19 protein-coding genes are annotated in these 24,053 nt (G+C 37.5%); 1 reads left to right on the forward strand and 18 read right to left on the reverse strand.

Annotation, left to right across the window (positions count from 1 at the left end):
• Positions 1-376 precede the first annotated feature (376 nt).
• The 17 genes from GMJ66_RS18555 to mgsA form a co-directional block, all read right to left on the reverse strand.
• Positions 377-1,849 (reverse strand): MFS transporter, encoded by a 1,473-nt coding sequence (locus tag GMJ66_RS18555; RefSeq protein ID WP_156291809.1) that lies wholly within the window; start codon positions 1,847-1,849, stop codon positions 377-379.
• Positions 1,850-2,183: 334 nt separating this feature from the next.
• Positions 2,184-2,717: an MFS transporter gene (locus tag GMJ66_RS18560; RefSeq protein WP_156291810.1), complete on the reverse strand. Its 534-nt coding sequence runs from the start codon at positions 2,715-2,717 to the stop codon at positions 2,184-2,186.
• Positions 2,718-2,836: 119 nt separating this feature from the next.
• A complete protein-coding gene (locus tag GMJ66_RS18565; RefSeq protein ID WP_156291811.1) occupies positions 2,837-4,117 on the reverse strand; it encodes a TRAP transporter large permease in 1,281 nt (426 codons plus the stop codon).
• A complete protein-coding gene (locus tag GMJ66_RS18570) occupies positions 4,117-4,620 on the reverse strand; it encodes a TRAP transporter small permease (protein ID WP_156291812.1) in 504 nt (167 codons plus the stop codon). Before GMJ66_RS18570 ends, GMJ66_RS18565 begins: the two co-directional genes overlap by 1 nt.
• Before the next feature lie 66 nt (positions 4,621-4,686).
• Positions 4,687-5,733, reverse strand: a complete 1,047-nt coding sequence (gene dctP, locus GMJ66_RS18575; protein WP_231514981.1) for a TRAP transporter substrate-binding protein — start codon at positions 5,731-5,733, stop codon at positions 4,687-4,689.
• Between the two features lie 273 nt (positions 5,734-6,006).
• Positions 6,007-7,011, reverse strand: coding sequence for a Gfo/Idh/MocA family protein (locus GMJ66_RS18580; RefSeq protein WP_156291813.1), 1,005 nt, complete (start codon positions 7,009-7,011; stop codon positions 6,007-6,009).
• A gap of 223 nt (positions 7,012-7,234) precedes the next feature.
• Complete coding sequence (locus GMJ66_RS18585; protein WP_156291814.1) at positions 7,235-8,599, reverse strand: hypothetical protein; 1,365 nt, start codon at positions 8,597-8,599, stop codon at positions 7,235-7,237.
• Between the two features lie 108 nt (positions 8,600-8,707).
• On the reverse strand, positions 8,708-10,186 hold the full coding sequence (locus tag GMJ66_RS18590; protein ID WP_156291815.1) for a gluconokinase: 1,479 nt from the start codon (positions 10,184-10,186) through the stop codon (positions 8,708-8,710).
• 84 nt (positions 10,187-10,270) lie between these two features.
• Positions 10,271-11,041, reverse strand: a complete 771-nt coding sequence (locus tag GMJ66_RS18595) for an SDR family oxidoreductase (protein ID WP_156291816.1) — start codon at positions 11,039-11,041, stop codon at positions 10,271-10,273.
• 26 nt (positions 11,042-11,067) lie between these two features.
• The gene (locus GMJ66_RS18600; protein WP_156291817.1) at positions 11,068-12,330 is read right to left on the reverse strand and encodes a nickel pincer cofactor-dependent isomerase, group 22; all 1,263 of its coding nucleotides are present in this window, start codon (positions 12,328-12,330) and stop codon (positions 11,068-11,070) included.
• Between the two features lie 834 nt (positions 12,331-13,164).
• On the reverse strand, positions 13,165-14,088 hold the full coding sequence (locus tag GMJ66_RS18605) for an AEC family transporter (RefSeq protein WP_156291818.1): 924 nt from the start codon (positions 14,086-14,088) through the stop codon (positions 13,165-13,167).
• A 150-nt stretch (positions 14,089-14,238) separates the two neighbouring features.
• Positions 14,239-15,315 carry a Gfo/Idh/MocA family protein gene (locus tag GMJ66_RS18610; RefSeq protein WP_197046763.1) on the reverse strand — a complete coding sequence of 359 codons (1,077 nt, stop codon included), beginning with the start codon at positions 15,313-15,315 and terminating at the stop codon, positions 14,239-14,241.
• A gap of 239 nt (positions 15,316-15,554) precedes the next feature.
• Positions 15,555-16,415: a sugar phosphate isomerase/epimerase family protein gene (locus GMJ66_RS18615; protein ID WP_156291820.1), complete on the reverse strand. Its 861-nt coding sequence runs from the start codon at positions 16,413-16,415 to the stop codon at positions 15,555-15,557.
• A complete protein-coding gene (locus GMJ66_RS18620; RefSeq protein WP_156291821.1) occupies positions 16,412-17,422 on the reverse strand; it encodes a Gfo/Idh/MocA family protein in 1,011 nt (336 codons plus the stop codon). Before GMJ66_RS18620 ends, GMJ66_RS18615 begins: the two co-directional genes overlap by 4 nt.
• Before the next feature lie 78 nt (positions 17,423-17,500).
• Entirely contained in the window at positions 17,501-18,661 is a 1,161-nt protein-coding gene (locus GMJ66_RS18625; RefSeq protein WP_197046764.1) for a Gfo/Idh/MocA family protein, read from the reverse strand.
• A gap of 2 nt (positions 18,662-18,663) precedes the next feature.
• On the reverse strand, positions 18,664-19,521 hold the full coding sequence (locus GMJ66_RS18630; RefSeq protein ID WP_197046765.1) for an AraC family transcriptional regulator: 858 nt from the start codon (positions 19,519-19,521) through the stop codon (positions 18,664-18,666).
• Positions 19,522-20,420: 899 nt separating this feature from the next.
• Positions 20,421-20,822, reverse strand: a complete 402-nt coding sequence (gene mgsA / locus GMJ66_RS18635) for a methylglyoxal synthase (protein ID WP_156291824.1) — start codon at positions 20,820-20,822, stop codon at positions 20,421-20,423.
• Positions 20,823-21,183: 361 nt separating this feature from the next.
• On the opposite strand from mgsA, the gene GMJ66_RS18640 reads away from it, so the two are divergent.
• Positions 21,184-22,404: an ROK family transcriptional regulator gene (locus tag GMJ66_RS18640; RefSeq protein ID WP_156291825.1), complete on the forward strand. Its 1,221-nt coding sequence runs from the start codon at positions 21,184-21,186 to the stop codon at positions 22,402-22,404.
• A gap of 198 nt (positions 22,405-22,602) precedes the next feature.
• Here the strand turns inward: GMJ66_RS18640 and gndA are convergent, their stop codons facing one another.
• The gene (gene gndA / locus GMJ66_RS18645; RefSeq protein WP_156291826.1) at positions 22,603-24,012 is read right to left on the reverse strand and encodes an NADP-dependent phosphogluconate dehydrogenase; all 1,410 of its coding nucleotides are present in this window, start codon (positions 24,010-24,012) and stop codon (positions 22,603-22,605) included.
• Positions 24,013-24,053 lie beyond the last annotated feature (41 nt).

Here is a 24,053-nt window from a genome sequence, read left to right on the forward strand (position 1 = left end):
ATTTATAGCATAATCACATGCTAGAAAGCCAAAAGCGCCAAATCAGCGGAGGAAATACACGGAGACTCCTGCGGGAAGAAGAGCATCGGTGAGACTACGTAGTGCGTCAGCACGAAGGAGGCTCACCAGCTCCCCGCGGAAAGCGAAGTGTATTTCCGTAGCGGTGTTAAGCACCTTATTATGAATTAAAGATATTAAGAATTTATATCAAATCCTTAGCAACCAACCACATGAAAAGAGCCTTTTATTAAAAGGAGATTCCATCAATATGCTATTAAAATGAAGCTTCACTCAGTGGGGTTATTGATTCCTCTTTGCCTGTAATAAAAAACTGCAACCCATGCTCAAAGCATAGGTTGCAGTCTATTATATAGTCTTATACAGCTTCTGTTTCTTCTACTTTTCCTTCCGCTTTAATCCTAGCTAATTCTGTTTGGATTTCTTCCATCTTCTTATCATCTAGTTTATAAAACTTCATACATACTAGCGAGATAATTAACATTAGTGCAGGTAAACCAAAAGCCAGGAACAAAGTCATGCCAAACAATGATGTAGTTAATGGATCATTTACAGTTGGAAATGCATTACTAAATCCAATTAAGGCAACACCAAAACCAACAATAGCAGGAGCTAAGGAAGTAATTAACTTATCAATAAAGGAGAACAATGTCCCTAACATTCCTGGTACATATCGTCCTGATTTATACGTTTCATAGTCAGAAACATCGGCAATCATTGGGTTTACCAATGTAGAAGGGATTTGACCAAAGCCCATTGCTAACGTATACAAAATAACGAATAATACAATTCCTAAGCTAACTCCACCAGACATCGTAGCAGGGTCAAAGACGAAGAATAATGCCACTAAACCTGCTAAAGATCCAAACGCAATCCATGTTGCCTGAACAAATGATTTTCTCATTCCACGCTTTCTAGCAACCGCGACAGCGATGAAAGTAATCAATAAAATTGGTACCACAGTTATCATAGAAATCGTACCACTAAGTGCGTAATTACCCATTAAGATTCCAAATACCATTACGACTACTACCGATTGTCTCAAAAGGGAGAAGGCTAATTTATCTGCCGTAACAGCTGTAATTAGTAATTGCAATGGTTTATTTCCTTTTAGAATTGGCCAGTAATCACGGAATCTCGTGTTAACTGTCATATCAGCTAAGCCATAAAATTCTTTACGGTCTTTGCCGGAAATACCGATAACTGCTACAATCGTACAAATTGCTGCAATGATGATTGCAAGTGTATTCAGCTCTGTAAACAACCCAATATTAAAGTCACCGTGTTTAGTAATTAAATAGGAAGCAACATATACCTGCCCTATGGTAAATACTACGGTATTATAAATTCCATCAAATACAGCAAATACCGGTCTTTGTTTCGGATCATTAGTCAATACAGTTTGAGCTGCTTTCGTAACAGCTGTTTGGAACGTATAACCAACAACATATAAAGCATAAGTCAAGATAAAGAAAATCAATTGAAATTCTTGTGGTAATGTGTGTGTAATGGTATACATTAAAATAACGGATGTAGCTAAGATAGCATTACCTAATACCATCAATGGTCTAAACTTACCAAACTTCGATTCTGTCTTATCAATAATAAAACCTACAATTGGATCAGTAATACCATCGAATACTCGCATAAATGTTAATACCATACTTACAACCGCAACGGTTAATCCTGCCACCCCTGCTGCATAATATGATACGAACATTAAAATAAACATGTAAAGATTTGTTGCTGTATTATTTAAAGCAAAGAAACCAATTTGCCATAATTTCGCTCTGTTATACTCCTGATTTGTATCTAATACTGCTGTTGACATAATATTTTCCTCCTTTTAGGAACACAATAAATCGTTTTCATTAAACGCTTTCATATAGAGATAAAAAAATATATGCATTAAACTTTAGGTCAACCTTTTATTTAAGTTATTTTGTCAACCCAACAAATTAACTTATAAACTAATAATATATGAAAGCGTTTTAGAAAGCAAGTACTTTTTTCTACCTTTTTCTTCAAATTTTTACAATTAGCTGTCTTCACTTATACCGCTTCATGAAAGTATTAGTTACTCCATGTTTTCTCCATACTATCCTGGTGTAAAAAAACAGGATCCTCTACTATAAGAGACATCCTGTTATTAATTATTCTTAGCATTATACCGCTTCTGGGCTTTCTTGATTTACTTGTTCTTTTACCTCTGCAATGGCAGCTTGAATTTCTTCCATTTTCTTATCATCTAAAGCATAAAACTTCATAGCAATCAGCGAAGCAATATACCCCAGCATTGGTACTCCAAATTTTAATATGATTGCCATAATGAATAGACTAATCGTTAATTCTTCTCCTACTTGTGGGAACTCATTCGTGTAACCAATTAGTGCTACAGCAAACCCAACAAGTGCAGGTGCTAAAGAAGAAATAAATTTATCCACGAATGAAAAAATGGTTCCAATCATCCCAGGTACATAACGTCCTGTTTTATAGGTTTCATAATCAGAAACATCGGCAATCATCGGAATAACCATATTTCCAGTTAAGCTTTGGAATCCTAATCCCACACTGTAAAGAATTAAAAATATTACCGTTACCATTCCAAGGCTGCTTAAAGAAATAACCGATGGATCACTAATCATAAAGAAGAACCCGACTAAAACACTAAATGAAATTAACGCTGCCCACGTTCCCATTACAAAAGGACTTTTTTAGACATCAAAGCGCAAATTTATACTTTCTTATCTCTTTAAAAAATAAGACATCTACCTAATTTAAGGTAAGATGTCTTATTACATGTTTCATATGGACCATTCTACTGCCCCAACATATTTGGTAACCATATTACTAATTCAGGAATAAACGCAACTAGTATTAACATAATAATCATTACAGCATAAAAAGGTAGTAATCCTTTCGTAGCTTTTTCAATAGAAATTCTCCCAATTGCCGATCCGACAAAGAGAACGGTACCAACTGGTGGTGTAATTAAGCCAATAGCCAGACATAAAATCATCACAACACCAAAATGTACAGGATCCATCCCAACATTAGTTGCCACCGGTAATAAAATCGGGGTTGCGATTAATATTAATGGTGCCATATCCATAATCATTCCTAGTACCAATAAAATAATCACAATTAATAAAACGGTCACCGCATCACTTGGAGAAATACTTATTAGGGCATTGGATACCATGGCAGGAACTTTTAGAAGAGCTAATAACCACCCAAATGCGGATGATGCTGCAATCAAAAACAGTACCATCGCTAATGTTTTAAATGATCTTTGTAAAATAACTCCCATTCTAGTAATCTTAATATCCCGATAAACAAAGAACGTGATAATAAATGCATAAAGGGTACCAATAGCAGCAGATTCAGTCACAGTGAAAAAGCCACTTAAAATTCCCCCAAGAATAATAACGACTGTAAATAGCCCTAATAAACCTTCCCATATGATTCTAGGAACATCTTCTTTTTTAACAGGTTCCCCCATAGGATATTTCCTTTTCACTGCGAGAACATAGGTTAAAACCATTAACGCTAAGCCCAGTAAAACACCTGGTATTAACCCACCCATAAATAATGCTCCAATGGATACACCACCGGCAGCAGTGGAATAGATAATCATATTATGACTTGGTGGAATCATTACTCCTTGCGCTGAACTCGAAACGGTTACTCCTACAGCAAAATTCGAATCGTACCCTTGCTTTTTCATCATTGGTATCATAACGGATCCAACAGAAGATGTATCGGCAATGGCCGAACCTGAAATCCCACCAAAAAATGTACTTGCTAATACGTTTACCATCGCAAGTCCACCTCTTATTTTCCCAATAAGAACATTAGCAAGATTAATTAGTCTTCGTGAAATTCCCCCTTCGTTCATGATTTCCCCCGCAATGATAAAGAACGGGATGGCTAATAAAGAGAAGGAATTAAGACCTGCAACCATCCTTTGAATGATAGCGGACAAATCAATATCCATATATATTCCAGTTGCAAGAGAGGATAGTATAAGTGCAAGTGCAATAGGAACCCTACATAGAATTAATACTAGAAAACTCCCTAATAGAACCCATACTTCCATTATTCTCCCCCCTCACTTGCATCATCCAGCTTTTGATGCATTCCTTTGATGAACAGTAACTCGATACCATTTAATAAGACAAATAATCCTGAAATTGGAATAGAAGCATATAGTACACTTGAAGGTAAGCCAGTAGCAGGCATAGTTGAGGTGCTAGTTAAAACCGTAAATTGCCAACCATAGTAAATCATAATGATTCCAAAACCTATCACTAATAGTTTTGCAAAATAATCAAATATATCCTGAAGCTTCTCTGGCAGCTTATTCACAATAAGACCAACGCCTATGTGCAGCTTTTCCCTAAATCCATAAGCAATTCCAAGAAAACTTACCCAGACAAACAGTAATCGCGATACCTCTTCACTCCAAGCAGGTGACGACCCTAAAATTTGGCGTGAAAAAACCTGATATATGATAACGATAACCATCGCCGCGAGGATGGTTAAGGAAATTACCAACACTACCCGATTCAAGCCGTCTATGACCGATTTTAAAGCTTTCATGCCACAAACCACTCCTTATTATAAAGAGGGGAGTGAGTAATTCCCCCAGCTCCCCTCCAGATTAAATTACTCTGTTAATTTATCAATCCATTCAGCATATTCCTCACCAAACTGATCATAAACAGGCTGAACGGCATCTCTCCATTCGGAAATATCGTCCACCTCCGTTAATTCACTTCCAGCTTCTACTACGGCTTCTCTAGCTTCCTCTGTTAATTCTGCCCACGCTTCTCGCTGAACAGCTACAGATTCACGTGCAGCTTCCGTAAATGCTTGTTTGTCTTCATCACTTAATTCATCCCATAGACCTTGTGAGGCAAGTAACACTTCTGGTGTACCTTGATAACCATTTACTGTGAAATATGGAGCTACTTCATAGTGTCCTGCAGTGTAGTAACTAGGGAAATTATTTTCTGCTCCATCAATGACACCAGTTTGTAATGCTGAGTACACTTCCCCATATTCCATAGGTGTTGCTTCAGCCCCTAATGATTCTACAATGGCAATAGCAAGGTCTGAGGATTGAACACGAATTTGTAAACCACTCATATCCTCTGGTGTTGCTACTGGACGTTCGGAGTTATAGAAACTTCTTTCCCCAGAATCATAGAATGCTAATCCTTTTAACCCTGATCCATCTAGCGTTTCCAGCAATTGTTGACCAACTTCACCATTTAATTTCTCCCATTTAGCCTCTTCATCTTCAAATAAATAAGGCATGGATAAAACACCAATTTGATCAGAGAATTGGGTTAATGGAATAGCGTTAACCCTAGCTAGTTCGATCGTACCCAACTGCACCTGCTCTAATACTTCTGATTCTTCTCCTAATTGTCCACCAGAATATACTTCAATTGCATATCGGCCATCTGTTTTTTCTTCTACCAATCTGGCAAATTCTTTATCACCAATCGTTGTTGGATAATCTTCTGGATGATTCTCGGCTAAACGAAGTGTGACGGTTTCAACATTTTCTTCAGCACCTTCTGATCCCTCTGTATTGTTTTCACCAGTGTCATCAGTTGTATCTGATTCTCCGCCTCCACTACATGCTGCTAAAATGACCCCTAAAAAAAGCATTAGCATTAACAATGATATCGCTTTCTTTTTCAAAAAAATAACCCCCTCTAAAATTAATTTTAAGTATTTGATTCAACAAAATCTATAGCGAATAATGAAATGGGATGTATTTCATAACCACTCCTTCCACATTATTTTGTTAACCAAACAAACTAAGATTTATCAAACCCTATTATATATGTAAGCGCTTAATATATCAAGCATTTTTTTCATTATTTCTAACATTTTTAGAAAATGTAAAAAGGGAAATCAGCTTAAAGCTAAATTCCCTTTAAAAACTATGAAACCTACGATTCACGATACATTTTACAATGATACCTGATCCCCTGATTCTATGGAATCCAGGCAGGCATCCAACACAAGCATATTGTTTATCGTATTATTAAAATCATGTTCGAGCTGATCTAATGTATATCCATTTATAATAGCTTCTGAAATATGTTCTACTTCATTACGATATTGATCAGCATTTAATGTTTCCGTTCGTGAAATATTTCCCTTTTCTACCATAACTAATCCGTCTCCACCAAACCAGTCAGGGCGATAGGCTCTTGGGACGATAATTCTCCCTTCCGTACCAATCACTTCATACTCACTTCTTCTAGCCATCCCAAAACTAACATCAAATGTTGCTCTTACGTCATTAGGAAATATTAAAAAAGCTGTAACATCGGTATCCACATGATATTTGGGGTCTTTTACAGCATGCACATGAACGGCAGTTGGCTCCTGGCCAAGAACATTTCTTATGGAGTGAATGCCATAGCAACCTACATCATAGATACTTCCTCCACCTTTTTCCGGGCTCATTTTAATATTATTTTCCTTTTGGGCAAGATGAAAGGAAAAGGCTGCTCTCATGTATTTGACTTCTCCAATCTCACCACTTTCAATAATTTCTTTTACTCGCTTATGCTGTGGATGGAAATGATACATAAATCCTTCCATAAATAACACATTTTCCTCTTCACATGCCTGCTTCATCTCTAAAACATCTTTTGTATTTAGGGCAGCCGGTTTTTCACATAGCACATGCTTCCCTTTTCTTGCTGCAGCAATAACCCATTTTTTGTGTAGATGATTGGGTAAAGGAATATATACTGCCTGGATTTCAGAATCATCCAATAATTTTTCATAACTGTCATACGTTTTTCCAATACCAAATTCTTCTGCAACAGCCTTTACCTTTTTGACGTCACTTCCAGTAGCTATTGCCGTTACTTCCGCATTTGCAGCCCGCTGAAATGCAGGTATTAATTCCTTCTGTGAAATTTTTGCTGTACTTAAAATTCCCCATTTTACTTTACTCATCTAAATCACTCCTTATATGAATCTTTTATATATGGCTATTTTCCAAAAGGGTGGGACTGCAATTACTCGCACCAAGAAAATTGTTATGTTTGACACAAAATCTATAAACTGCGAACTAACTTTATATAATGTTGGAGCTAAAATACCGCTACGGAAATACACTATACTAGTTCGTCTTTATATCAACTGCGACTATTAAAGGTAACAATTCTTAGAACTTATCTTATAAAATAAAATAAGCAATGATAGAACCTATACCGCCAAAGGCAAGAGCATACGGCATATTATACAGGGTAATACGATACGGACTTTGACCTGTATTCATAGAAGTTAATTGCACGACCAGCCCGTATGAACCGACTGTTAAGGTTGCAACGGCACTTGTTGTTAAAACAATTGCTAGACTAATAGGGTTCATTGTTTCCAGTAGTGTGGCAATAATCCCACTTAGAATTCCAATTGTCGCAATTGGGTGCACACCGAACATACTTAAGAAAATAAATATAAGTTGAATGATAATAAAGACGATTAATGGATAGCTGGAAAAAATGAGAACAGGTTGCTGAATAAAATCTAAAAATGGTGTTCCATCTATACTATTCGCAAAAAAGGCTAAGGAAATAAACAATACAACAAAGTTCTGCATGTTATTCGTACTGTGCTTCCAATTTCTCCAGCCAATTACCCAGAAACTACGGATCCTTTTCATAATGAATGACCATACCAGTGCAAAAGGAAAAATAAGAATCGTAACAGTAAAAATAAAATCTAATTGAAATAGACTTCCTAATGTAATGACTAGCGTCAAAAATACAATCAGCGCCAAGATTAAATGCAGTAATTTCCTCATTACTTCCCCCATATCTACATTTACTGGATTGGGGTTTTCATAAGGGTATTTACGGTAATGTAGACGACCCCATAACGAATCTAAACTAAACGTAAGTGCTGCAATAAACAATAGCCAAGGTAACAGGGAAACGTAATCTACTCCAGTTGTAAAGATTGAAACTGCCAGCAATATCTCTAACGGACTCCACAACAGTGCCAGTGTATATCCCCTTAATGTAGCGGTTCCTATAAAAGAATCCCGTACTTTCTTATTCAGGCTGCTTAAATTACGCTTTAATACATCCTGTGATATCGTTGCAGCCGATAAATTCAGAAATGCAGCGAGAGTTAATGTTGTAATAGAACTACGTGGATACAGGGTACCCAAATTACTTGCATTCACATTTAATAGATTATTTAAACTGCGATCAAACCTTCCGCTCCTCACCACACTATTCATCCATGGAAGCATCGCTAATAATGTTAATAGTGACATATTGGTTGTCATCATACTTGGAATCGCTGCAACAAACTGCTCTGTTGTGATAAACACGATGGCACCTATACAAATAAATGCTGTCCCTAAAACCCGAAATAGCTTAGAAGCACCCATAAACGAGACTACCAACATAATGATAGATAATATTCCAATAAGATAGTTTAATGTTCTATAATCTATAAACACATTCATAATATGAAGGATAAATACAAAAGAATAAAAGATATATAGATAGCGAGAAAATGAATGATATATCATAAATTTCTCCTTTTTCCGCTTTGACAAACACCAAGGCTGTGTAAGCGCTTGTAATTAGATATTTTTTAAAATATGAGCTCTCCTTCAAGGACAGCTCATATCTCTTTTTTATTCGTTAAAAAACTCTTCCATCGTTGTGGCCAGCTTTTCGTATTTTTCAAATATACGCTGATACGCTTGGTGGTTTTCCATATTCGGCTCAATCACCTTCTCAGCAGGAAGACTGGTTTTAATGTCTTCAAATGAATCCACTTTTTCAATACCAACTAATGCTGTCCATGCCGCTCCCCATGCTGCATTATGATGTGTATCAGAAAGATAGATTTCTTTACCGAAAATATCAGCCATGATTTGAACCCATAGTTTAGACTTGGTTAATCCTCCATTCACACTGATCTTTTCAGGTGCTCCAGCGATTGTCTCCAGGGACTTCCCGATTTGGTAAATATTAAACGCGATTCCTTCTAATACAGCACGAGTTAGATGTTCTTTCTTGTGATTAATACTTAATCCAAAGAAATTACCTTTTGCCCGACCATTCCATAATGGAGCTCTCTCTCCATTTACATATGGTAAAAAGATAATCCCTTCTGAACCAACTTCCACTTGTTCTGCACCTGCAAGAAGTTCATTGTGTGAACCGTTATATTCAATCAGGTCTTTAAACCACTGCAGCGCCACACCACCATTATTAGTTGGCCCACCAATAATCGAAGTGTTATTTGTAAAGGCATATGTAAATGTCTCCATCTTTTCATTAATTGGAGCACCTTTTACAAATTGACGAATGGCACCACTTGTTCCAACAGAAATATTTACTTCACCTGGCTTAATCGCTCCACTCCCTAAGTTGGCTAATTGACCATCAGCTGAACCAATAATAAACGGCATATCTGGAGAAATTCCGATTTCCTTGGCAATATTTTCATTAATTCCCGTTAATCTTTCCGTTGGAGGAACAATACGGGAAAGCTGTTCTTTCTGCACACCAGCAAGTTCCAATGCTTGTTCTTCCCAGTTAAGCTCTTTCACATTGAATAATCCAGTTGCTGCTGCCATCGAATAATCAATAACACGTTGTCCAAACCATTTTTGCAATAAATATTCCTTCATCGACATGAAGTAAGATGCTTTTTGATAGGCTTCATCATTGTTTTCTTTCATCCACATTAATTTAAGCAATGGTGTCATTGGATGGATAGGGGTGCCTGTTTTCGCATAAATCTCATTCCCGTTTGCTTCCATTAGCTCGTCTGCTAACTGACTGCTTCGTCGATCAGACCAGATGAGAACTTGAGATAAGGCATCCATATTTTCATCTAAACAAATGAGGGAGTGCATAGCCGCCGAAATTCCAACTGTGAGCAACTCCTCCTTACTCGCTTTCGCATTGGAAATAACGTTTTTCATTGCTGTGACAGAAGCCTTTTCCACTTCCACGGGATCCTGCTCCGAGCAGTCTGGTTTCGGATAATTCGTAGTAATCATCTCTTCCGCTTCCGCAACTAACTTTCCATTCAAGTTAAATATAACTGCTTTTACACTAGTTGTTCCAATATCCAGGCCAATAACCAATTCTCTTGACATAATTACCTTCCTTTTTGAGATTGATTTACTTTAGAAAAGGCTTTGAAGGGTATGTTCCTCCAAAGCCTTCTTTGTTTCCTTTTATTATATTGTCATGCCTAGGTATCCACCGTCAACACGCAAGAAACTTCCAGTAACAAAGCCAGAAGCTTTATCAGAAGCAAGGTAAATTGCTGCTCCTTTCAATTCCTCAGGTTCACCAAAACGATTCATTGGTGTATGGTTCATAATCGATTCAATTCGTGCTTCATCCATAATTTTACGGTTTTGCTCAGCAGGGAAGAATCCCGGAATAATCGCATTAACACGAATGCCGTATGGTGCAAATTCTTTAGCCAAAAATTGTGTTACATTATTAACTCCTGCTTTGGATGCAGAATACGTAAACACTTTAGATAATGGAATATCAGATGAAACAGAAGAAATATTAATAATGCTTCCCTTACGTTCCTGTTCAACCATGCGTTTTGCAAAATGCTGAATCGTAAACACTAATCCTTTTAAGTTTACGTTCATAATGTCATCCCATTCTTCTGGCTCAATCTCAAAAAATGGCGTATTGCTATTTTTACCTGGAGCATTGAGAATAATATCCCAGCCGCCAGCCCAATCTTCAATTTCCTGAGCTGCTTTTTTTATCGTTTCCAAATCACTCACATCTGCCTGGAATGATTTTGCAACGCCACCATTGGCCTCAATTTCCTTTGTTACTACTTCTGCTTTTTCTAAATTACGTCCAACAATGGCAACTTTAGCACCCTGTTCTGCTAATCCCTTTGCCATGGCGGCACCTAATGTACTGTTTCCTCCGATTGCAACTGCTACTTTTCCAGTTAAATCAAATAGATTTTCCATATTTGTTTACTCCCCTCGATGATATATTATTTTAAATTTCCGTCTTCATTAAATGAAAATTCATATAGGTCAGAGACTTGCTCCATGTTTGGATGCTCCTTCACATAATCCAGTAAAGCTTCGGAAACTTCAATCTCACCTACATGCAATGTATCTAGAATGCGAACCATTTTTACTTTGGTGAAATCTAAGATATTACATGTTTTAATGGCTCCCTGAATGGCTGTTTGATCATTTGGCATTGCAGTTGAAATATGTGTTGGACCAACTACTGTTGATGTCAGTCCATTTGCATATGTCGCTTCTCTGTCCATTTTATCTACAAGCCGTTGCGTTGTGAAATCCGCGGTACCAACACCATTTGCATTCCCTTCTGTTTGTGGTGTCAATTCAAGCACAACCATCTTTGAAACATCTGGCCCACCATGCGCATATGGAGTTGGGTAGCGCCCCGTAATATTTGGATCCATTCCATCACCACTGATGTTTTTACCGATTTGGTCAATGACTAAGACATCAATTTGGTCTACAAAGATTTTTGGCAGTAATTTCTTGGCAAGTGCCTGTAAATCTGGTTCTTTCTCTTCAATTTCATCTGCTGCCATTACTTCCAACTTCGCTACTTTATCAAAGGCATTTTCTACGGTTGCAACAGCAAATAAAATCGGCATTTTTTCCATGATCATTTTCGCCATAGCAGGTACATGTTCTGCCATATGCTTGAATCCAAGCTGGTGACAGGCTTCCGCACCCTTTTGCTTCCCTAGACCAATGCTGATCATCTTCATAATTCCGCTTTCTACTTTACCACGAAAGGCAGTATGTGGCTTCACACGGTTAATTACAACAATTCCATCCGCTTCCGATGCATATTTGTCAATATAAACAGGAAGGCCATTTGGCAATTCACCAATTTTGATTACTTCCATGGAAGAACGAATCTCAGCACCCACACTTTCCTCTGTTACTCCTAGATGCTCCAATACCGCCTTTTGTCCGGGACCTGTTGCACCACCATGACTTCCCATACTAGGGACGATAAATGGCTTTGCACCTAAATCCTTTAAAAATTTAACGGTTGTAGCAGTAATATCCACTAAAGCATCTGTGCCTCGACTTCCAACTGCCAAGGCAATTTCAGCACCTGGTTTTACGGAATCCTTTACTCTTTCAAGCTGCTGTTCTAGCGTTCCTGCAACATCATCCAATTGGGTCTCATCAAAGGTTTGCTTCACCCTTGCCATCTTTGGAATTGGAATATCCTGTACTAATTCATGAAGAATACCCATTTAACACCCACACTCCACTTCCATACTTTTATTGTAAAAATTGATTACGATTATTATAATACCTAATATTCCCAAAAAGCTCTTAATAACACTCTTATTTTAGTAATAAATGGATAGTTTTTAAATCAAATTTTTAAGATAGCTATTTAATTTGTTTATTAAACAAATTATTAATTTAAGAATACCATTAGGATGAATCTGCGTCAAGCGGAAGCGTTATCAAACAAAAGAAATACTTAGGTGTTGATAATCCTAATTATAGTAGCCTTTATCGCTTTATGCTGGAGAAAGAATTATTTTGTGTTATCCATTCAATGTTTCAGCACTGGTATACATCTTATGTTCTCCAAACGTATTTAGAATTCCCAACCTACTGTATATACTGCTCCGCTCGATTGATTCAGCTCCGATCCATTGTTTATTTGCGGAGTAAACTACCCATGCTCCAATCAAGCGTCATATGTAAAGGTTGTGATTAAATCAATAAAATATGTTAAGTTGCAAAGGGCAAAATCAGCGGAAGAAATATACGGAAACTCTTGTGGGAAGCAAGGCATCGGCGAGCCCCCATAATGCGACAGAGGGCCACCGAAAAAAGACATCTTTTTCAGTGGCATCGTAAAGGTGACTTTTGCCATTTTATTTGTAGTTTTGAACAATGAATTCCCCGCTTCCCCTGTTGTCCCTTGACTTCGGGCATCAAGAACCTCTCTACGTTACTTTTTGGATGAGTCCCAAGTTCATTCGGGCACCTAGAACCTTCCTACGTTACCTGTTGGATGAGTCCCGAGCTTATTCGGGCAAGTAGAACCTGTCCGAGGAAGTAAGCTTCTTTCAAAATAATAGATTAGATAAATAGATTACCATTGAAACAGTAAAGGCACTGATTACCGTTGAAAATAGCACCGCCTGTGCCGCAAACTCAGGATGATTTTTATATTCTTCCGCAATAACTACACTATTAACAGAAGTAGGCATCACGGAAGCAATAAATAGTGCTTGAGCCGTTATTCCATCTAATCGAAATACCCAAATAATGAATAAAGCTAGGATTGGGCCGATCATAAGTCTTACTATAATACTGGAGTATACAGAAGATAACCCTGATTTAAATTGAATCCGTGCAACCTGAGCACCTAATGTTAATAATGCCAGGGCAATCATGGCATCAGCAATATAATTAGCTGGAACCCAAATGAAGGATGGAATACTTATATTTATTGCATTTAAAACCATTCCTGCTAGCATTGCGTATAGTACAGGCATCTTAAAATAACCAAGCATGGCTTTCCACTTACCTGCATGAACGGATTGCAATGAAAAAATCCCATATGAAAATGTAAAGATATTTTGTAATGTCAGGACGATTACTTGAATCGACATTGCAAATGGGTCACTTTTAAATACTAAATCATTCACCGGTACACCATAGTTTCCGGAATTAAAAAAGAGAATACTATTAGAAAATGTCGTCTTTTTCCCTTTATCCAATCCAAGCAACTTCGCAGTGATTACAGAAATAAGGTAAAGGAGAATAATATAGGTAATAAAAAACGACACCACTGTCCCTAATATTCCAATAGAGAATTCGGTACTATATAATTTCACAAATATAAAAGCTGGAACAACAAAATAAATATTTAATTTCGACAATGTTGATATGTCCATTTTGAATTTCTTTTGCAACACAAAACCTATTGCCATAACGATAAAGATAGGCAAGATAATATCCCTTATTATCATTAGAAATTCCGTCAAAAATACCCCCTCTTTCTCTTTGCAAAAAACTGGAAGCATAAGACCTTCTATCTTTAAAAAGAAAAGCGACTCTAAAAGTCACATCACTGCTTTTTGAGTCACCTTTCCTAAATAATATTAAATTTTAAATGAAACAATGATAGATTTTACTTATTTTGTAACTACAACCGCTTCTTTTTGTGCTTTCAAACACAATTCAGCTGCTTTAAATGCATGTTCTTGCGTCATCGCATTTTCCGTACGATTTATACAATCTTTGATTAACTCCCCAAAGAATGGGAAGCCAACTTTTCCGGAAAGTTCATAATGCTTCTCTCCATCTTTATTCACCAAATAAAGGTGATCACCAGACTCCTCACGGGCAACATCTACATATTTGCGGATTTCTATTGTTCCTTCTGTACCGGTAATAAATGTACGGCCATCTCCCCATGTACTTAGTCCGTCTGGTGTAAACCAGTCAACCTTAAAGTAGAAGGTTGCACCATTGTTACCTACCAAGGTGGCATCACCGTAATCTTCCAATTCAGGATATTCCGGGTTATTATAGTTTCCTACTTTACTGTGTAATAATTTTGCATCCTTGTTTCCTGTATAATAAAGAAATTGCTCTATTTGGTGGCTTCCAATATCACATAAGATTCCGCCATACTGTTCCTTCTTAAAGAACCAGTCAGGGCGGCTTGGTGCGTTCAAACGATGTGGACCAAATCCGGTCACCTGAATAACTTCACCTATAGCACCATCTTGAATTAGCTGACCAGCGAATACCGCACCTTCCACATGTAGACGTTCACTGAAATACACCATATACTTTTGTCCTGTTTGTTCCACTACTTTTTTTGTCTCTTCTAACTGCTCTGTAGTTGTAAATGGCGTTTTATCGGTAAAGTAATCCTTTCCTGCCTTCATCACTTTATTCCCTAACGCACTGCGTTCTGACGGAATTGCTGCTGCAGCAACCAACTTAATTTCGTCATCATTTAATATTTGTTCTAATGATTCAGCTACTTTTACATCTGGAAATTGCGCGACAAAATCCTCTACCTTTTTCGAATCGGGATCATAAACCCATTTTAATGTTGCACCAGCTTCTACTAATCCATTGCACATGCCATAAATATGACCATGATCGAGTGCTGCTGCTGCAATTGGAAATTCTCCCTCTTTCACAACCGGATTTGGTTTTCCTTTTGGTGCATAATTCATTCCATCTTTACTACCCAATGTCATTCGCTCCTTCTTTTCATATAATTAATCTCTACTCGCTATTAACCTTCGTTCTGATATAAAAACCTGCGAAATAAATAATTCCTATCGTAATACTCTCGCTTGTTCTAATGATAATAGGGTGCTTGCATTCTCTTCGGCAGAATACTTCGCTTTCCGTGGGCACGGCCTTGATGTTGATTAAATGAAAGTAGAAATCAGTTCATATACCGATTTCTACTTTTGGATTATTATTATTAGAACCAGTCAGAGTAACCTAGTTTTCTTAGGTTTTCTGCGGATGTTTCCAGGCAATCAAATGGGTCTCTTCCATACGTATCATCCTGTTCAATGAGGAAGTACTGTGCTCCGCTTTCAAGGCCTGCCGCCATAATGGCTGGTATATCCAGGTTACCTTCACCAACCTCAGCAAATTCGATAAGATTAGTAAACTTATTAAAGAATTTAGCCATATCCTTCAAATCATCTTCATGGACGTCAAGTTCTCCAATACGATAATCTTTCAGGTGAAGTAAGGAAATTCTCCCTTTATACTGTTTCACAAATTCTACTGGGTTTACTCCAGCACGTTGAATCCAATGTACATCTAACTCGAATCCAAGTTTAGAAGTATTGTTTTTCATTAAATCTAATAGATATTCACCATCATATTTTTGGAACTCAATGTGATGTGTATGGTAGTATAATTCAATGCCATGCTCAGCGAGACGCTCTGCCATCGCTTCCGCTCTATCAATAAAGGCCATAATTTGATCCTTATCTCCCATTACAGTTAATGGGAGCATGCCAATCCGGATAAAGTTACAGTTTAATGTCTTGCAATCATTGACAATTTTATCGAAATCATTTGCTAACGTTTCACCCGGGGCATCTGGAAGCATTGGCTCCAAGCCAGCTGATAACGCAGCTATTTTAATATCAAATTCTTCACTTGCGCGTTTTAGTTCTGCAACATTTTCTTCTGTCATCGGGATTTGCGAAACCTCTACCGCACCAAAGCCAAGCTCATGCAGCTTTTTCATCGTTTCATAGGCACCAAGCTCTTCTACTTTATTCTTTAACATCATCATTTGAACGCCGATTTTCCCTTTTGTCATTTATATACCTCCATCGGAATTATTTGTTTTATTTCAGACGACCTGCGAATAGCACTAATCATTTCCATCGACATTTGAGCATCTTTCGCATGAATATAATCCTGTGAATCCTGTTCAATGCATGAATAGAAATGGTTAATCAACTTAGAATGACTGGCTCCATAGTAAAACTTGCTTCCTGGCAGCTTTTCATCCTCTATAATTTTTTCTTTCGTACCATCTTCATTCGTCTTTGTTAAAATGCTGTCTTTAATGGTCAATTTTCCTTTTTCAAGGATAACCTGAAATTCTACCGAAGAATTGGTAGCATTGGTGACTGTTGCAAAGAACAACCCTGTGGCGCCGTTTTTAAATTGAATATTTGCTACCGCGGTATCTTCCACTTCATATCCGTAATCAAATAAATTGTCAACAGACCCTCGAATCGTATTAATTTCTCCACCGATCAACTGCATTAAATCTAAGGTATGGATAGACTGATTAATCATTACCCCGCCACCCGCTTCTCTCATAACCCCTCGCCATGGCTTCTCATCGTAATAGGATTTCGGTCTGAACCAAGTAACTAACCCTTTTAAACCAGTTACCTTTCCAAACTCACCACTATCTACGAGTTCTTTTAGCTTCATAAAAGTTTCATTTAGCCGGTTTTGGAAACTAACGCAAATTTTAATATCCTTATGTTTTTCTTCTAAATCAACTAAGAACATACCTTCTTCTGCATTTCTTGCCAAAGGTTTTTCCTGAAATACATGGACACCATGTTCTACGCAAGCTTTCGTAGCAGGGTAATGAAGATGGTGCGGCAGGCAAATATGAACACAATCCAATGATTCCGATTGAAGCATTTCCTGGTAGTCAGTATAAAAGGGTACATCTGGGACCATATCCTTCAGAGTTTCGTCTATATCGCATACCGCTACCAGCTCAGCATTTGGGCTCTCTTCAATAACTGGCAGATGAATTTTTGAAATATCACCTAGTCCGATAACCGCTACTTTAAGCATTTAAATGTGCCCCCCTTTTTGCTAGTAGATTAGAAAAACGAAGGAATAAGCCCTTCCTTTTTCTAATCCTACATTGTTCTATTTTTTAATTGGATTTGCTTTTTCTTCTTGTATTCGTTTGTTCAGCTCAGCTAAATAAACTTCTTCATCTACCGGTACTTCAACTTCCTTGCCCAACCAGCTTGATAAATGAATCGCATTCGCCAGTGCAACACCATTGATCCCGTCACTTCCTGGAGCAATTAATGGCTCACCATCCAAGATGTTCGCGGCAAAGTTTTCAAGTACGGCTACATGCTGCCCACCCCAGACGCTTTCAAATTCAAGAACTTCTGTATCATAAAGTTCATCGGCTTGACCACCCATAACAAGCTTCGCAACTTCCATCATGCTCATCGTTTTGCTCATTTCACTTTCTGGTTTCTTAAGGCGTTTAACCGTCACTTTCTTACTGTCATCTACAACAATCTTTCCATTGTCACCAAGAATTTCAAAGCGGTCAGTTCCAATCGCATCGTGTGTACAAGTAACGAAGACACCCGTTGCACCATTACCATAGTCAAGGATAGTGGTTACCTCATCTTCTACCGCAATATCTCTTTGATAACCATATTTCACATTGGAATAAACTTTCTTCGGCATTCCAGCAATCCATTGAAGAAGATCCAATTGGTGTGGTGCTTGGTTCACAAGAACACCGCCACCTTCGCCTTCCCAGGTTGCTCTCCATGCACTTTGATCATAGTATCCTTGTGGTCTCCACCATGTCGTAATCATCCAATTCGTACGGCGAATGTTACCGATTTCACCATTATCTACAATTTCCTTTACCTTTTGATATAATTCATTCGTTCTTTGGTTAAACATAATTGCAAACGTTAATTCTGGTTTCGTTACTGCGAAATCATTCAATTCTTTCACTTGTTTTGTATAAACACCAGCTGGTTTCTCACCTAAAACATGAATATCCCTTTTTAGAGCTTCAATCCCCATCTCAGGATGCAAGTAATGTGGAACCGTAGTAACAACGGCATCTACATCTCCGCTTTCCAGCATCTCAATATAATCTTCATAGAACGGGACGTCTGGATACTTCTCCTCTGCCAACTTTTTCTTTTCAGGTTCGATGTCACTAATCGCACCAATCTCCATGTTCTTTACTCTTCCTTCAGAAATAAACCCTGCATAAGCTCCACCTTGAGCACCTAATCCAATAATACCTAATCTGACTTTTTTCATCATTAACTCTCCTCACTATATATTTTTAAGCGGTTTCTGCGATATTCTTTTGCAGTAACGCCAACTTTACTTTTAAAATAGCGGCTAAAATGCGAGACGCTTTCAAAACCACTTTCATTCGCAATCTCTTTTAAAGCTTTCCTTGGTTCCGCTTCCAGTAAATACTTTGCTTGTGTAAGACGGGAACCCATCACATACTCCATAATGGTAAACCCGGTCATTTCTTTAAATACATGCGAAACATAGGACTTACTTATATTTAGTGCTGCAGCAATCGAGTCAATCGTTATTCTGTTCATATAGTTTTCTTGAATATACTCTGCGATATTCTCTGCATGCTGCGCTTTCTCCATTTTGTCATTGGAAACTTTTAATGATTCCAAATTCCCAAGACGATGTACAATTGTTAGAACTTGAATTAGGAGCGCTTTCATTTCTAATTCAGAATTAACATCGTTAGAAGGGGAAGATCGTTTTATTTCTTCCATACGACTGATCACTTTCTCAAGTTGCTTTGATTCTTCACAGACTTTCGTTCGAATTAGGCAATGATGGAGATTTTGAAATACCTCTAACAGGTAAAGCCCTCCTGCTTCTTTCAACATGCCTTTTAACCACTGTGGTGAAAAATGAACCGTACTGCGGACATACTCACCATTTGAAGGGACATTTGGCTTGTGAAGCGCCAATCCATCCATTATTAGGATATCCCCAGGCTCCAGGTCATAAATCTGATTATGAATAAGATACCTGCAAGTTCCTGAATGAAAAAGGAAGATTTCATATTCTTGGTGAGAATGATATTCTACATTATCCCAAATACCATGAACACGGTAATTCACTATTAAAGGTTCATTCAATTGAAAGAAACCTCCCCTCAGTGGAACTGTTTTCATTATCTCACTTATTGTAAGCAACTTCATTAGCCTAAAATGTCTGTTTTAGGCTAAAAATTATCCAGGAATGCTTTTTTTAAAACCTCACAGGATAACTTCCCACTATTGAAAGTGCTTACAAATTATATTATAATGGTTCCTTCCGTGAAAAAAAAGGACAATTCCAGCATAATTAGGACTTTTAGAAAGAAGCTTTTGCGATGTTTGTTGTTAGGGAGTTAATATAAATTGCGACGTAACGTTGAGATGTTAGTTTGGTGCGTTTAACCGCTACGGAAATACACTACACTATTGTTGGGCATTGTAACTTTCTGACATATTATTATTTCCCAATCTTTTAGAGAACAGTCTTTAATTGCGTGTTCAAAAAGGAGGATGAAAAGGACCAGTTTTAGTAGAAGGTCCTCTATCAATGTGTCATTTTCACCGGACTTTTTTGAACAGCCTCTTTAAAAAAATTAAGAAAAGCGCAAGCGCCTGTTTTGCGACGTACGGACTGCGCCTGGCCATGCCAGGTGGTTCGGTATTGCCGCGTATAGCGGCGGTTTTAATCGAACATTCCACTGCCGCATGAGATAAAGGAAACATGCCCCTTCATAGGGGTATGCCGACGTTGGGCGCAAAGCCCGCTTTTAGTCGGCCTTCCTAAAAAAACTAAGTCGATGTTGACTTTCACCGCAAGGGTATAAGTGCGACTAAGCCTCTGGTTTCACCAATCGGCAAGTCTTCTTTATCGTACGGAGGTGAGGGAAGTCTCGCTAGTCGCTGGGCGCTGGAGCTAGACATCGAAGCAGAAAATTTATACTGTCTTATCTTTTAAAAAAGAGACAGCTATTAGTTTGCCGCCTCTATCTTTTTCTTATTTATCTCCCACGTACAATATCACGCCACTGCAGGTCTCCGCGCTTTAATGCATGAATAAACAATTCAGCCGAGCCCATATTCGTTGCCAAAGGAATGGAATACACATCACAAAGTCTCATTAACGCAGACACATCTGGCTCATGCGGTTGTGCTGTTAATGGATCACGAAAGAAAATGATCATATCCATTTTATTTTCTGCAATCATTGCGCCGATTTGCTGATCCCCTCCAAGCGGACCAGATTGGAATCGCTGTACTTCCATCCCTGTACTTTCAGTGATTCTCCCTCCAGTCGTGCCGGTTGCATACAACTCATGTTGTTCCAGAATATATTTATACGCCTGGGTAAAACGAACCATATCATCTTTTTTCTTATCATGAGCAATTAAAGCAATTTTCATCTTTACTTCCCCCAATTCTTAGTAGCATGGTTTAATAGATATATTTTAAACTGTAGTAATACTAAAAAGCAATTTTGCCGATATTTGCATTTTCAAAATGTCTACATGCATTTGGACTGCGTGGAACTTCTGGATTCTTTCTTTTCAACTTCAACAACATTCTTTAAAAGCATTTTTTGATTAAGTTATAAAATTACTCAACTATTAACAAAAGTCATTTCAATTACGCTATTTTTTGATATAATAAGTTTGTAAGCGTTTTAATTGAGGACGGTAAATAAAATGCTTTATTAGTTTGTAGATAAAACAAATATACACACTTCAACATATTTGAATAACTTAGTATACAGGGGGTCAAAACATGGTTACTGGTGACAGTGCTTATATTAAAAAAATAAATAGAAGCTTGATATTAAAAACCATTATTCAGCATCAAAAAATTTCAAGAGCTGAACTATCAAAAATTACCGGGTTAAACAAAGCTACGATTTCCGTTCAAGTTGCCGATTTATTACAGGAAGAAATCATTTGTGAATCGCGGCTGGAACATAATTCTATTGGCAGACGACCCATTATGCTCTCCATTAATGGGAATGCAGGATATGTATTAGGAATCGATCTTGATTATCATGAAATTATATTTAATATATGCAATCTGCAAGGCAAATCGATTCAGATGGAAACATTACATCCGGATACAGAGAACTATGACGAGATTGTCAGATTATTAATTACCCAAATAAAGAAATATATAAAAGCATATTCCAATAGTATTTACGGCTTAGTTGGAGTTGTTTTAGGTATCCATGGAACAGTTAACAAAGATCAGAGTATTTTATTTATCCCTAAGTATCAATGGCATCATAAAGATCTAAAATCCGATTTAGAAAAAGAAGTAAGTGATATTGATATTTATATTGAAAACAATGCCAACCTATCTGCTAAAGCTGAAAAAACTTACAAATATAATTATAGTGATAACCTGCTAACAGTCATTTTAACTTCTGGTATTGGTGCAGGCATTATTATAGACGGAAAACTCCATAGAGGATACCACGGCTACGCTGGTGAAATGGGACATATGATTATTGCTCCGGATGGTATACCATGTAAATGTGGTAATCATGGCTGCTGGGAAAAATACTCCTCCGAACCTAGTTTTTTGGAGCAATTAAGTAAATTGTCTAACAAGAAAGTGGTTCATAACGATGTGAAGCAACTTATAACAAAGCAAGACCCAACGACCATGGAGTTACTAAATGATTTTATTCGATATCTGTCTATTGGGTTGAATAATATTATTAATTTATACAATCCAGAAACAATTGTTCTAAATAGTGAAGTGTTAAAAATATACCCAAATGCGGTGAATCAAATTAAAAATAATTTGACATCCTCTGTCAGCCAATACCGGGAAATTGTTCTATCCGACCTTGGTAATAAGGCATGTATTCTTGGTGCCTGTTCCTATGCTATTCAGCGTTTCCTGGAAGTACCTGAAATTGTACTCTCCATGGAGGATGAACGTCATTCAAAGGGGGATCAATCTGTTGAACCCATTTATATAAATAGAGCTCCCTAGATTTTAGGGAGTTCTATTTATATTTAGGCTTTTTTACGCTTTCAACCCTGACCATTTCGCAGTTGATATAAACCCTGACATAAGGTGCTTTGTTGATTTCCGAAGTGGTTAAACGCACCAGACTATCATTTTAAAGTTATGTCGAAGTTTAAGATTTAGCGAATAAACAGCCTTTATTTTAGTTGTTTTGTTCTATTTTTAGAACCAGTCAGCGTGAAATACGCCTTCTTTATCTTTGCGTTCAAATGTATGTGCACCGAAGTAGTCACGCTGTGCTTGAATTAAGTTTGCTGGTAAATCTTCGGAACGATAGCTGTCATAGTATGCAATCGCACTTGAGAACGTTGGTACAGGAATACCATGTTTCATAGCAACAGATATGACTTCACGCAATGCAGATTGATAATTTTCTACAATCTCTTTGAAGTATGAATCGAGCATCAAGTTAGCTAATTTCGGTTCACGATCAAATGCTTCTTTAATCTTTTGCAAAAATTGCGCACGGATGATACAGCCACCACGCCAAATCATTGCGATATCACCGTATTTAAGGTCCCAACCATATTCTTCTGATGCTGCACGCATTTGAGCGAAACCTTGTGCATAAGAAGTAATTTTACTCATGTATAATGCTTTTCTGATCGCTTCAATTAATTCTTTGCGGTCACCTTCATATTTACCTGCTTCCGGTCCACTTAATACTTTGCTTGCTTTGACACGTTCATCTTTCAGACTAGAAATAAAACGTGCAAATACAGACTCGGTAATTAATGGAAGTGGAACACCTAAATCCAATGCATTCTTACTTGTCCATTTTCCGGTACCTTTTTGTCCTGCTTTATCCATAATAACTTCTACAAGTGGTTTACCTGTTTCGTCATCTTTTTTCGTGAATACATCTGCCGTAATTTCAATAAGGTAGCTGTCTAATTCACCTTTATTCCATTCCGTAAACACTTCATGAAGTTCATCTGCTTCCATTCCAAGTACATTCTTCATAATATTGTATGCTTCTGCAATCAGCTGCATATCTCCGTATTCAATACCGTTATGAACCATCTTAACAAAATGTCCTGCACCATTTGGACCGATATAAGTTACACATGGATCTCCATCTACTTTTGATGAAATAGATTCGAAAATTGGTGCAACTAATTCATACGCTTCTTTTTGTCCACCAGGCATTAGGGAAGGACCTTTAAGCGCCCCTTCTTCTCCACCAGAAACCCCAGTTCCAATAAAGTGGATTCCAGACTCATCCAATTTTTGATTACGACGCATCGTATCTTCATACAATGTGTTTCCACCATCAATTAAAATATCGCCTTTATCAAGATATGGTAATAAAGAGTCAATGGTAGCGTCTGTTGCAGGACCAGCCTTAACCATCATCATAATTTTACGAGGTTTTTCTAAAGAATTTACAAATTCCTCAATCGTTTCCGCACCGACAAAGTTCTTGCCTTTAGCTTCATTTTCAAGAAATTCCTGTGTTTTTGCATACGTACGGTTGTACACTGCTACAGAATTTCCTCTGCTTTCAATATTCATAGCTAAGTTTTTACCCATTACCGCTAATCCGATAACACCAATTTGTTGTTTTGACATAGTCATACCCTTTCTATTTTTGCTATTTTTCTATACTCATT

Source organism: Oceanobacillus salinisoli (assembly GCF_009733865.1).
Taxonomy (GTDB): Bacteria; Bacillota; Bacilli; order Bacillales; family Amphibacillaceae; genus Oceanobacillus; species Oceanobacillus salinisoli.